This window comes from Leifsonia araucanica, from assembly GCF_051161895.1.
Classification (GTDB): Bacteria; Actinomycetota; Actinomycetes; order Actinomycetales; family Microbacteriaceae; genus Leifsonia.
Map to the genome: position 1 here is coordinate 983,108 of NZ_JBMBTW010000002.1, position 12,986 is coordinate 996,093.

Here is a 12,986-nt window from a genome sequence, read left to right on the forward strand (position 1 = left end):
GGGGGGACCGCTCCGAACAACAGGTATGGATGTCTCCACCGTCGACACAGCGCTCGGACCCGTGGCCGTGCGCCACACCCCCAGGGAGTCGCACACCGCCACGATCCTGCTGCACGGCGCAGCAGGCTCCTGGACCACCTGGCGCGCGGCCATCGGGGCCGCGGAGACGGGTGGCTCCGTGGCCGACCTGGTCGTGCCCGACCTGCCCGGCTGGGGAGACTCCCCCGTCGACGACCTGTCGGCGCTCGACGCGACCGGCCTGGCCGACGCGGTGGCCCAGGTCGCCCGGTCCCTCGGATACACCCGCTGGCGTCTCGTCGGCCACTCCCTCGGCGGCTTCGTCGCGCTCGAACTGGCCGTGCGCGAACCGGCGGCCACCGAGTCCGTGCTGCTGGTCTCCGCGACCACGTTCGGCGGCCGCGGCGACCGTCTCGGCCCGCTCGGCCGCCTCCTGAACTACGCGCCTCTGATGCTGCTCGCCGTGGGCATCCGGATGCTCGCGGGGCTCGGACCGTACGCCGCCCGGTTCGTCCGCGCACTCGACGGCAGCGGGATCCTGACGCTGCTGGCCGCTCCCCTGTTCACGGTGGTCGACCGCCAGGCCGTGCACGACCTCGCGCACGACCTGCGCCCCGGCGCGTTCCTCCGGGCGCTGCACTGCGCGACGACGTACCCGGCGGCGGCCCGCTGGGCCCGCATCCGGTGCCCCGTGCTTGCGCTGCACGGCGACAGGGACGTGTTCGTCGGTGCGGACGACGACGACCGGCTGGCGGCGATCATCCCGGACTTCCGCGCTGTGGTGATTCCGGCGACCGGGCACTTCGGGCACGTCGAGCACCCCACGATCCTCGCCGGAGCGCTGCACGCGCGGTAGCGTGGCGGCATGACACAGCCGTCGATCACCGTCGAATCCGTCGGAGCGGACACCTGGGACGACCTGCGCACCGTGTTCGGGGAGCGCGGAGACCCCTCCGGATGCTGGTGCCAGTGGTTCAAGCTGAGCGGCGGAGAGTTCCGCGCGACGTCCACCGACGAGAAGACCGCGCTGCTGCACACGTCCGTCGAGCAGGGATCCCCCGGCGTCATCGCGCGCATCGACGGCGAGCCGGTCGGCTGGTCCGCCGTGGAGCCGTACACCGCGTATCCGGGACTGCGGCGCTCGCCGATCACCAAACGACTGGCGGGCGACCCAGACGACCCGTGGGCGGTCACCTGCTTCGTCGTGCGCATCGACCACCGCAAGCGCGGGGTCGCCCGTGCGCTGCTCGCCGGAGCGGTCGAGCACGCGGCGGAGCGCGGCGCGGAGGTGATCGAGGGCTACCCGGTCGACCCGGGCGTCCGGCCGTCGCTCAGCGCTGCGGAGCGCTACCACGGCACCGTCTCGCTGTTCGAGTCCGCCGGGTTCGCGGTGGTGCGGCGGCCCTCCGCTACGCGCGCGATCATGCGGCGTGAGCTGGTGCCGTGACCCCATAAGCTCGTCTGGTGACAACCAGACGCGACCGCCTGATCGGCGCAGGCACCCAGGTCGCGACCGAGGTCAGCATCAACTTCGGATCGTCGGTGGCCGGGCTGCTCATCCCGATCGTCGGGTCCGTGGTGGTCGTGGCGGTCAGGCAGGTCATCACCGCCATCGCGGTCCTGCCATTCTACCGGCCGAAGCGGGCGGAACTCACCTGGCGGCGCCTCTGGCCGGCCATCGCGCTCGGCGTGGTGCTGGCGACCATGAACCTCAGCTTCTACGAGGCGGTCGGCAGGCTCGGGCTCGGCATCGCCGCCACCATCGAGTTCCTCGGACCGTTCGCGCTCGCGCTGGCCGGCTCCCGCCGGGTCGTGGATGTGGTGTGCGCGCTCTTCGCGGCGGGCGGCGTCGTGCTGCTCACCGGCACGGAGGGCGCGATCGACCCGCTCGGGGTCGTGCTCGCCCTGACGGCCGCGGCGAGCTGGGCGGCGTACATCCTGCTCACCCGCCGGGTCGCCACACGCCTGCCCGGGCTGGAAGGGCTGAGCGTCGCGAGCGTGGTCGCCACGATCATCCTGCTGCCGATCGCTCTGTTCGTGGTCGACTACAGCCGCCTGAACTGGCCGGTGCTCGGGATGCTCGTTGCGGCGGGCGTGCTGTCCTCCGCCATCCCGTACAGCCTCGACACGTTCATCCTGCGCAGGATCACCCCGCGCCTCTACGCGGTCATCACGAGCCTCGGGCCCGCCATCGCGACCCTGTTCGGCGTGCTCGTGCTGCACGAGTCGTTCAGCGGCGTCCAGCTGCTCGGGATCGCGGTGGTCTGCGTCGCGGCGGGCGTCACCATCGCCACGCAGCGCGACCACCCGAAGTCCGACCTCGAATCGACGGCGGAGTCGATCCCGTAGGCGAGGTCTAGGAGAGGATGTCCTTCGTCGTGAACCGGCCGAACGCCAGCGCGCCGAATACCGCGACGTAGCCGAGCTGCAGCAGAGCGTTGCTGCCGAAGGCGTCCCAGCTCACCGGGTCGCGCAGGAAGTCGGCGAAGCCGAACCAGTAGTGGCTGAACAGCCAGGGGTGCAGCGCCTCCAGCTGCGGCAGCTGGTCGAGCACCTGCGACACCACGGAGAGCACGATGGTCGCCGCCATCGCACCGACCGGCACGTCGGTCAGGGTGGAGAAGAACAGTCCGATGGCGCACAGCCCGAGCAGGGACACGACCACGTACGCGCCGATCATGAGCAGGCGCCCGAACGCATCCCACGGCCCGACCTGCGTGCCGGAGAGCAGGGTGACCGGACCGATCGGGAACAGGATGGCGCCGATCGCCGACCCGGCGACGATCACCACCAGGGTCCCCGCGACGCAGAACGCCGCAGCGCCCGCGTACTTCACGGCGAGCAGCCGCAGCCGCCCGGCCGGGGCGATCACCAGGTAGCGCAGCGTGCCGTGGCTCGCCTCCCCCGCGATGGTGTCTCCGGCGACCACCCCGACGGTGAGCGGCAGGAACAGCGGAACGCACACCACCAGCGCCGTGAAGCCGACGAACAGGCCGTTCGCGGTGATCTGGTCGAGGAAGGCCGGACCACGCCCGGCGCGCGCCCCGCCGGTCAGCCGCACGGCGATGGCGATCAGGATGGGGATGGCGGCGAGGGCGGCGAGCATCGCCCAGGTGCGCCAGCGCCGGAACAGGACGGACAGCTCCGACCAGAGCAGCGACCACCCGGCCGCCGGACGCGGTCGATTCGCCGTGAGCACCGGATGCGCGGGCGCGGCCTCCGCCCCTGCTCCCCCGCCGGTCGCCGTCTCACTGCTCGACATCGAAGCCCTCCCCGGTGAGCTCCACGAAACGTTCCTCCAGCGTCGACCCGTGCACGCCGAAGCCGCGCACCCGCACGCCACCGGCGACGAGGGCGGCCACGATGTCCTCCGCGGCGGGCGCGGGGTCCGGCAGCGGCGCATCCAGGACGCTGCCGGACTCGGTGGTCGTGCCAGAGCCGGAGCTGGCCGCCGTGGCGGTGGCCGGGGCGATCCCGAGCCCGGTGAGGACGGTCGCCGCCGCCCGCGCATCCGGGGTCTCGACGCGCACGCGCGGTCCCGTGGCGCCGCGCAGCTCGTCGAGCGAGCCCTGCGCGACCAGCCGTCCGGTGCGCATGATCGCGGCGTGCGTGCAGATCTGCTCAATCTCGGCGAGCAGGTGGCTGGACACGAACACCGTGCGTCCCTCGTCGGCGAGGGAGCGCACGAGCGAGCGCACCTCCCTGGTGCCCTGCGGGTCGAGGCCGTTGGTCGGCTCGTCCAGGATGAGCAGATCACGGTCGGTGAGGAGGGCGCCGGCGATGCCGAGGCGCTGCTTCATGCCGAGCGAGTACGCGCGCACGTTCCTTCCCGCCGCGTGGGTGAGCCCGACACGGTCGAGAGCGGCGGCGACACGCGCGCGACGTGTGGCGGACGGGGCGTAGCGGTCGGCGGAGTCGCGGCGCAGCAGGTTGGCCGTCCCGGACAGGTACGGCGCGAACGCCGGACCTTCGACCAGCGCGCCGACACGCGGGAGGACGGTCGCCCCGCTGGCGGGCATCTGCTGCTCGAACAGCCGGATCTCCCCCGCGGACGCGGAGACCAGCCCGAGCAGCATCCGGATGGTCGTGGTCTTGCCCGACCCGTTCGGCCCGAGGAACCCGAACACCGAGCCGCGCGGGACGTGCAGGTCGATACCGTCGACCACGGTGCGCGAGCCGAACCGCTTGCTGAGGCCGCTCGTCGTGATGGCGGCGGCTGCGTCGGTCACCGAGCAGCGGCCTGCAGGGCGGACACGGGCACCGCGCCGGCGAACACCCGTCCGTCGTCGGTGACGAGCACAGACACGAGCGAGGTGCTGAAGGCGCGTCCGCCGTCCACCGGGGTGGTCAGCTGAGCGAACAGCGGGGACGAGGTGAGGTCGGAGGGAACGGAGCCAGCTGGTGCGCTGACGACCGCGTCCCAGCCGGTGCCGGTGACGGTCGGCTTGGCGTGCGAGCCTGCCTCCGCCTTCTTCCCGCCCGGGGCGGGAAGCGCCTGCTCCGTCACCGTCGCGCCGGTCGGCGGCGTGAACGCGAACACGCTCGCGGACGGTGTCGCCGTGCTGAACTCGCTGAACCCGGTCTCGAAGGCGGGTGTGCTCTGGCCGCGTGCATCCACCTGCACCCGCAGCGGGATGCCCGTGGTGCCGTCGACCGCGATGGAGACCGAACCGACGAGCGTCGCGTCGGTCTTCGGGGTGAGCACGAGGTCGTACGCGTCGCGTCCGGCGACCTTCACCGGGTCGCCGAGGGTGACCGAGGTGCTGGGATCGACTGCCGCGAGGAAGCGCTGCGCCAGCTGCGACGGTGTCGTCGCCGCGCCCGTCGTTGCATCCGGGTCCGGTCGCCTGTTGTCCGGCGACTTCACGGTGGAGCGATCGGGCAGCGTCACGTGCGTGACCTTCTTGCCGGTCGACGTGTAGAGCCAGACGTCGGAGCCGTTGCGGATCACATCCCGTTCGGCCAGCTGGTCGAGCACTTGGAGGCGCTGCTTCGCCGGGCCGTCCACGTACACCTTCGCCGTGTGGTCGCCGGTCAGCAGTTCCAGGATGCTCGCGGCATCGCCGGACGCAGAACCCGACGCCGAGCCGGAACCCGACCCTGGCCCGGTCGACGGGATCGACGGCAGCCCCAGCTCCGAGCTCTGCTCGACCGTGCCGGAGAACGCCTTCACGTCACTCGCCGCGACCAGCCGCAGTACCTCGTCCGGCGTCTTCGACGGAAGATCGGCGGCCCCGGCGGCGAGCGGCGCGATGATGACACCGGCCGCGATCGCGGCAGGCACGACAGCGGCGGGAAGCCAACGGACCCAGCGGCGTTTCATGGAGTCGAGACTACGCCTGTGGCGGGTCGGCGAACCCTCGGGGATGCTGCGAACTCCGTGGGAAACGCCGAACGGCCCCCGCACATCGCGGGGGCCGTTCGCACATCCTGACGTCTTAGAGGACGTCGCCCACCCTGTGGACGCGGATGTCGTTGGTGGTTCCGGGGATTCCGGGAGGGGAACCCGAGATGATGATGACCTTGTCGCCGTTCACGGCGCGGCCGGTCGACTTCAGAGCCTCGTCCACCTGCGCGACCATCTGGTCGGTGTGGGTGACGCGCGAGACGACGAACGACTCGACGCCCCAGTTCAGCGCCATGCGACGACGCACCGACTCCTCCGGCGTGAACGCCAGGATCGGGATCTTGTTCCGGATGCGCGACATGCGGCGGGCGGACTCGCCGGACTCCGTGAACACGCAGAGGTACTTGGCCTCGACGAAGTCGGCCACCTCGACGGCGGCGAGGGTGATCGCACCGCTCTGCGTGCGCGGCTTGGTGCCGAGCGGAGCAATGCGGTCGAGACCGTGCTCCTCCGTCGACTCCACGATGCGCGCCATGGTCCGCACGGTGATCACGGGGTACTCGCCGACGCTGGTCTCGCCGGAGAGCATCACAGCGTCAGCACCGTCGAGGACGGCGTTGGCGACGTCGGAGGTCTCCGCGCGGGTGGGGACGGGGCTGGAGATCATCGACTCGAGCATCTGCGTGGCGACGATGACCGGCTTGGCCGCACGGCGGGCGAGCTCGACGGCGCGCTTCTGCACGATCGGGACGGCCTCGAGCGGCAGCTCGACGCCCAGGTCGCCACGGGCGACCATGATCGCGTCGAACGCCTCGATGATGCCCTCGAGGTTGTCGACGGCCTGCGGCTTCTCGATCTTGGCGACGACGGGGAGCTTGCGGCCCTCCTCCGCCATGATCTCGTGCACGCGCTCGATGTCGGCGGCGTTGCGCACGAACGACAGCGCGATGAGGTCTGCACCGAGCTTGAGGCCCCAGCGGAGGTCCGCCTCGTCCTTCTCGGACAGCGCAGGCACGTTGACCGCGACGCCGGGCAGGTTGATGCCCTTGTTGTTGGAGACGGGACCGGCGACGATCACCTTGGTGGTGACGACGGTGCCGTCGGTCTCCACGACCTGCACGCGCACCTTGCCGTCGTCGATGAGGAGGAAGTCGCCCGGCTTGACGTCCTGGGGCAGCCCCTTGAACGTGGTGGAGGAGATCTCCTTGGTGCCGATGATGTCTTCGGTGGTGATCTTGAAGATGTCGCCTTCGGCGAGGTCGTATGGACCGGCCTCGAACTTGCCGAGGCGGATCTTCGGGCCCTGGAGGTCGACCAGGACGGCGACCGGCTTGCCTGCGTCGTCGGCGGCCTTGCGCACGTTGGCGTAAACGCCCTCGTGGACGTCGTAGCTTCCGTGACTCAGGTTCATCCTGGCCACGTCAACACCCGCGTCGATGATCGCGCGGATGTTGTCATAGCTCGAGGTCGCTGGCCCGAGGGTCGCGACGATTTTCGCCCTTCTCATACTTTTTGCTTGCTCCGTGATTCTGCGCCCCTGACGGCGCTCGATTCGGTGATGACGCCCGCGGGGTGCCGGGGAGTCCGTTCAGTCAGACGAGGATTCCCCTGTCGGTGGGGCGGACGGGGGACGGCAGATGCGTCTCCCCTTCAAGATACCGGTCAACGGCGGCGGCCGCTGCACGACCTTCTGCGATCGCCCACACGATGAGCGACTGTCCGCGCCCAGCGTCGCCGGCGACGAACACGCCGGGCTGGCTGGTCTGGTAGTCGGCGTCGCGGGTCACGTTGCCGCGCTCGTCGAACGGGAGGGCGAGCTGCGCATCCAGGTCGTCCTGCTCGGGGCCGGTGAAGCCGAGGGCCAGGAGGACGAGGTCTGCGGGGATCTCGCGCTCGGTGCCGGCCTTCGGCACGCGGCGTCCGTCGAGGTACTCGGTCTCCGCGACGCGGATGGCGCGCACCTCTCCGAACTCGTTGGAGAGGAACTCGACGGTGGAGGCGAGGTACTCGCGCTTGCCGCCCTCCTCGTGTGCGGAGGAGACCTCGAACAGCGTCGGCGTCATCGGCCACGGCTGGTGGCCGGGGCGCTCCGACGGCGGCTGCTTGCCGATGGCGAGGTTGGTGACGCTGGCAGCACCCTGGCGGTGCGCCGTTCCGATGCAGTCCGCTCCGGTGTCCCCACCGCCGAGGACCACGACGTGCTTGCCCTCCGCGGAGATCTGGTCGGCGACCTGGTCGCCGGCGCCCGCCTTGTTCTGCTGGACGAGGTACTCCATCGCGAAGTGCACTCCGCTGAGGTCGCGGCCCGGGATGGGCAGGTCGCGAGGGACCATCGCACCGGTGGCGACCACGACGGAGTCGTAGCGGGCGCGCAGGTCGTCCCAGGTGATGTCGACGCCGATGTTGACGCCGGCGCGGAAGCGGGTGCCCTCCGCCATCATCTGGTTGAGACGCGCCTCGAGGTGCTTCTTCTCCATCTTGAAGTCCGGGATGCCGTAGCGCAGCAGGCCACCGATGCGGTCGTCACGCTCGTACACGGCGACGGTGTGACCGGCGCGGGTGAGCTGCTGGGCGGCCGCGAGACCGGCGGGGCCGGAGCCGACGACGGCGACCGTCTTGCCGGTGAGGCGCTCCGGCGGGTGCGGCTGCACCCAGCCGTTCTGCCAGGCCTGGTCGATGATCGACACCTCGACCTGCTTGATCGTCACCGCCGGCTGGTTGATGCCGAGCACGCACGACGACTCGCACGGAGCCGGGCACAGCCGCCCGGTGAACTCCGGGAAGTTGTTGGTGGCGTGCAGCCGGTCGATGGCCTGACGGCCCTCACCGCGGTACATCAGGTCGTTCCACTCCGGGATGAGGTTCCCGAGCGGGCAGCCCTGGTGGCAGAACGGCACGCCGCAGTCCATGCAGCGACCGGCCTGCCTGCGGAGCTGGGCGGGGTCGCCGGCCTCGTAGACCTCTTTCCAGTCCATCAGTCGCACCGACACGGGCCGGCGCTTGGGAAGCTCGCGCTCCGTAACCTTCAAAAAGCCTTTGGGGTCAGCCACCGGTCACCTCCAAGATTCTGTTCCACACAATGTCGCCGTCGGGGTCCAAGCCCTCGTCGACGGCGTCTTGACGCATCTGCAGCACGGCCGCGTAGTCGCGCGGCAGCACCTTGACGAACCGGGCGACGGTCTCGTCGAAGTCCGCCAGCAGCCTCGCGGCCAGGTCCGACTCCGTCTCGGCCACGTGCCGTTCGAGCAGGTCGCGCACGATCTCCACGTCCGCACTGCCGAGCGGCAGCAGTTCCAGTTCCCCGCTGGCGAGCGAATCGCGGTTGACGAGGTCCCTCTGCAGGTCGTAGACGTACGCGGTGCCTCCGGACATGCCTGCACCGAGGTTGCGCCCCGTCGAGCCGAGGATCACGGCGAGTCCACCGGTCATGTACTCGAGCGCGTGGTCGCCGACGCCCTCGACGACCGCCGTCGCCCCGGAGTTGCGGACCAGGAAGCGCTCACCGACGATGCCGCGGATGAACATGCTGCCCTGGGTCGCGCCGTAGCCGATCACGTTGCCGGCGATCACGTTCTCCTCCGCGGGGAACACGCTGCCCTTCGGCGGGCGGACGACGATCTGGCCGCCGGAGAGACCCTTGCCGACGTAGTCGTTCGAGTCTCCTTCGAGCCGCAGCGTGATACCGCTCGGCAGGAAAGCGCCGAGCGACTGCCCCGCCGACCCCGTGAGGGTGATCTCGATGGACCCCGTCGGCAGGCCGTTCTCGCCGTGCCGCACCGTCACCTCGTGGCCGAGCATGGTGCCGACAGCGCGCTCGGTGTTCCGGATGGGCAGATTCAGTTCGATGTGACCGCCCCGGGCGAGCACGTCCGCGCTCTCCTGGATGAGGTGGTTGTCGAAGTGCTTGTCCAGCTCGTGATCCTGCGTCCTCGCGTTCTTGCGCGGGACGTCGGCGGAGAACTCCGGGCCGGTGAGGATCGGCGCGAGGTCGAGACCGGACGCCTTCCAGTGGTCGATCGCTCCGTCGACGCCGAGCAGCTCATTGTGGCCGATGGCCTCGTCGAGCGTGCGGAAGCCGAGCTCTGCGAGGTACTCGCGCACCTCCTGCGCGATGAACTCGAAGAAGTTCACCACGAACTCCGGCTTGCCCGAGAACCGGGAGCGCAACTCCGGGTTCTGGGTGGCGACGCCGACCGGGCAGGTGTCGAGGTGGCAGACGCGCATCATGATGCAGCCGGAGACGACCAGCGGCGCCGTGGCGAAGCCGAACTCCTCCGCACCGAGCAGGGCGCCGACGATCACGTCGCGTCCCGTCTTCAGCTGCCCGTCGACCTGCACGACCACCCGGTCGCGCATCCCGTTGAGCATCAGCGTCTGCTGCGTCTCCGCCAGGCCGAGCTCCCACGGGGTGCCCGCGTGCTTGAGCGAGTTGACCGGGGATGCGCCCGTTCCGCCGTCGTGGCCGGAGACCAGCACGACGTCGGCCAGGGCCTTCGCGACACCCGCCGCGACAGCGCCGATACCGGACTCGCTGACGAGCTTGACGTGGACACGCGCATCCGGGTTGGCGCGCTTCAGGTCGAAGATCAGCTGCTTGAGGTCTTCGATCGAGTAGATGTCGTGGTGCGGGGGCGGCGAGATGAGCCCGACGCCGGCCGTCGCGTGCCTGGTGCGCGCCACCCACGGGTAGACCTTGGTCGGGGGCAGCTGACCGCCCTCGCCCGGCTTGGCGCCCTGGGCGAGCTTGATCTGGATGTCGTCGGCGTGCGTCAGGTACATGCTCGTCACGCCGAACCGGCCGGACGCCACCTGCTTGATCGCACTGCGACGCTCGGGGTCGAGGAGACGGTCGAGGTCTTCCCCTCCCTCACCGGTGTTCGACTTTCCGCCGAGGCGGTTCATCGCGATGGCGAGCGTCTCGTGCGCCTCGCGCGAGATCGAGCCGTAGCTCATCGCGCCGGTCGAGAACCGCTTGACGATCGACTCGACCGACTCGACCTCGTCGAGCGGAACGGCGGGCCGCACGCCGGTGCGCAGCGTGAACATGCCGCGCAGCGTCATCAGGCTCTCCGCCTGGTCGTCGACCAGCTTCGTGTACTCGCGGAAGACGTCGTAGCGCCGGGTGCGGGTGGAGTGCTGCAGGCGGAACACCGTCTCCGGATTGAACAGGTGCGGGGCGCCGTCGCGGCGCCACTGGTACTCGCCGCCCGTCGCCAGCCGCTCGTGCGCGACGATGGCGCTCTCCGCCGGGTACGCGCTCTCGTGCCTGGACAGGTTCTCGGCCGCGATGACTTCGATGCCCACGCCGCCGAGCTTGCTCGTCGTTCCGGTGAAGTACAGGTCGACGAACTCCTGGCTGAGGCCGACGGCCTCGAACGCCTGGGCGCCCGCGTAGGACGAGACGGTCGAGATGCCCATCTTCGACATGATCTTCAGCACGCCCTTGCCGAGCGCCTTGATCACGTTCTTGACGGCCTTCTCCGGCGTCACGCCGGTGATGGCTCCGCTGCGGACCAGCTCCTCGCAGGTCTCCATCGCCAGGTACGGGTTGATCGCGGACGCGCCGTAGCCGATCAGGAGCGCGATGTGGTGCACCTCGCGCACGTCACCGGCCTCGACGATCAGGCCCACCTTCATGCGGTTCTCCGCACGGATCAGGTGGTGGTGCACGGCCGCGAGCATCAGCAGCGACGGGATGGGCGCCAGGTCTTTGGTGGAGTCGCGGTCGCTGAGCACGATGAACTGCGCCCCCGCCGCGATGGCCTCGTCGACCTCGTCGCACATCTCCTTGAGCCGGAGCTGCAGCGCGTCGGGGCCGGCGTCGAACCGGTAGAGGCCCTTGACCGTGGTGGTCAGGCGGCTGCCCGGACGCGGGTCGATGTGCTGGATCTTCGCCAGCTCGTCGTTGTCGATCACCGGGAAGTCGAGCACGACCTGCTTGGCGTGCTCGGGACCGGCGACGAGCAGGTTGCGCTCAGGGCCGAGGCCCAGCTTCAGCGAGGTGACGACCTCCTCGCGGATGGAGTCGAGCGGCGGGTTCGTGACCTGCGCGAACTGCTGCGTGAAGTAGTCGAAAAGCAGGCGCGGGCGGTCGGAGAGCACGGCGACCGGGGTGTCCGACCCCATCGCGCCGAGCGGCTCGGCACCCGTCGTCGCCATCGGCTTCAACAGGATGCGCACTTCCTCCTCCGTGTAGCCGAACGTGCGCTGGCGGCGCGTGATCGACGCGGGGGTGTGAACGATGTGCTCGCGCTCCGGGAGGTCTTTCAGGTTGATGCGCCCGGCATCCAGCCACTCGCCGTACGGCGCGCCGGCTGCCAGGTCGGCCTTGATCTCGTCGTCCTCGATCAGGCGGCCCTGGACGGTGTCGACGAGGAACATCTTCCCCGGACGCAGGCGGCCCTTGCGGACGACGCGGCTCGGCTCGATGTCGAGCACGCCGATCTCGCTGGCGAGCACCACGAGGCCGTCGTTGGTCACGACGTACCTGCCCGGGCGCAGGCCGTTGCGGTCGAGGGTCGCGCCGACCAGCGAGCCGTCGGTGAAGACGATCGCCGCCGGGCCGTCCCACGGCTCCATCAGCATCGAGTTGTACTCGTAGAAGTCGCGGCGCGACTTCTCGATCTCGGTCTGGTTCTCCCACGCCTCGGGAACCATCATCATGACGGCGTGCGGGAGCGACCGGCCCGACAGCGACAGCAGCTCGACGACCTCGTCGAACGAGGCGGAGTCGCTGGCGCCCGGCGTGACGATCGGGAGCACGGGAGACAGGTCGCCGAGGAGATCGCTCTCCAGCTGGGACTGGCGGGCGCGCATCCAGTTGCGGTTGCCCTGCACGGTGTTGATCTCGCCGTTGTGCGCGATCATCCGGAACGGCTGGGCGAGCGGCCAGGACGGGAAGGTGTTCGTGGAGTAGCGCGAGTGCACGAGCGCCAGCTTGGAGGCGAAGCGCTGGTCGGAGAGGTCGGGGTAGAACGGCTCGAGCTGCAGCGTGGTGACCATGCCCTTGTAGACCAGGGTGCGGCTCGACAGCGAGGAGAAGTAGATGTCGAGCTCGCGCTCCGCCCGCTTGCGCAGGAAGAACGTCTGGCGGTCGAGCAGGATGCCGCCGACCTGCTCGCCGTCGTCGCCCGTGCGGGTGCTCGACACGTAGAGCTGCTCGATGAACGGCATCGCGTTGCGGGCGAGGGTTCCGATCTCGCCGGCGGCGACGGGGACCTCGCGCCAGCCGAGGACGGTGAGGTCCTGCTCGGCGGCGATGGCCTCGATGGCCGCCTTCGCCTCTGCACGCTCCGCCTCGTCGACGGGCAGGAACACGTTGCCGACGGCGTAGCGGCCGGCGGAGGGAAGCTCGAAGCCGGCGACGGCGCGCAGGAAGGCGTCCGGCACCTGCGTGATGATGCCCGCTCCGTCACCTGTTCCTGCGTCGGAGCCGACGGCGCCGCGGTGCTCCAGGTTGCGCAGGGCATCCAGGGCGGCGTCGATGATGTCGTGACCGGCCGTTCCGCGGAGCGTCGCGACCATCGCGAGCCCGCAGGCGTCCTTCTCGTGGGCCGGGTCGTACAGACCCTGCTTCACGGGGGTGGTGCTGAATCGGGTGTGGGTGGGCTGAAGCGCCATC

At 70.2% G+C, this 12,986-nt stretch carries 9 protein-coding genes; 3 read left to right on the forward strand and 6 right to left on the reverse strand.

Features of this window, described 5'->3' with window-relative positions:
• Positions 1–25: 25 nt before the first annotated feature.
• From ACN6M5_RS04735 to ACN6M5_RS04745, 3 genes are read left to right on the forward strand one after another with little or no spacing between them, the layout of a single operon-like run.
• Complete coding sequence (locus tag ACN6M5_RS04735) at positions 26–874, forward strand: alpha/beta fold hydrolase (RefSeq protein ID WP_434948711.1); 849 nt, start codon at positions 26–28, stop codon at positions 872–874.
• A gap of 9 nt (positions 875–883) precedes the next feature.
• Positions 884–1,465, forward strand: a complete 582-nt coding sequence (locus ACN6M5_RS04740; protein WP_434948713.1) for a GNAT family N-acetyltransferase — start codon at positions 884–886, stop codon at positions 1,463–1,465.
• Between the two features lie 17 nt (positions 1,466–1,482).
• The gene (locus ACN6M5_RS04745) at positions 1,483–2,367 is read left to right on the forward strand and encodes an EamA family transporter (protein ID WP_434948714.1); all 885 of its coding nucleotides are present in this window, start codon (positions 1,483–1,485) and stop codon (positions 2,365–2,367) included.
• A 7-nt stretch (positions 2,368–2,374) separates the two neighbouring features.
• Here the strand turns inward: ACN6M5_RS04745 and ACN6M5_RS04750 are convergent, their stop codons facing one another.
• The 6 genes from ACN6M5_RS04750 to gltB all read right to left on the reverse strand — a co-directional run bounded on the left by ACN6M5_RS04750 (position 2,375) and on the right by gltB (position 12,985).
• Positions 2,375–3,280, reverse strand: coding sequence for an ABC transporter permease (locus ACN6M5_RS04750; protein ID WP_434948715.1), 906 nt, complete (start codon positions 3,278–3,280; stop codon positions 2,375–2,377).
• On the reverse strand, positions 3,267–4,247 hold the full coding sequence (locus tag ACN6M5_RS04755) for an ABC transporter ATP-binding protein (RefSeq protein ID WP_434948716.1): 981 nt from the start codon (positions 4,245–4,247) through the stop codon (positions 3,267–3,269). The genes ACN6M5_RS04750 and ACN6M5_RS04755 overlap by 14 nt, the downstream gene beginning before the upstream one ends.
• Entirely contained in the window at positions 4,244–5,341 is a 1,098-nt protein-coding gene (locus ACN6M5_RS04760) for a LolA family protein (RefSeq protein ID WP_434948717.1), read from the reverse strand. Before ACN6M5_RS04760 ends, ACN6M5_RS04755 begins: the two co-directional genes overlap by 4 nt.
• 115 nt (positions 5,342–5,456) lie before the next feature.
• On the reverse strand, positions 5,457–6,872 hold the full coding sequence (gene pyk, locus ACN6M5_RS04765; protein WP_434948718.1) for a pyruvate kinase: 1,416 nt from the start codon (positions 6,870–6,872) through the stop codon (positions 5,457–5,459).
• A gap of 85 nt (positions 6,873–6,957) precedes the next feature.
• Positions 6,958–8,415 (reverse strand): glutamate synthase subunit beta, encoded by a 1,458-nt coding sequence (locus tag ACN6M5_RS04770; RefSeq protein ID WP_085367708.1) that lies wholly within the window; start codon positions 8,413–8,415, stop codon positions 6,958–6,960.
• Complete coding sequence (gltB, locus tag ACN6M5_RS04775) at positions 8,408–12,985, reverse strand: glutamate synthase large subunit (protein ID WP_434948720.1); 4,578 nt, start codon at positions 12,983–12,985, stop codon at positions 8,408–8,410. The genes ACN6M5_RS04770 and gltB overlap by 8 nt, the downstream gene beginning before the upstream one ends.
• Position 12,986: the final 1 nt, after the last annotated feature.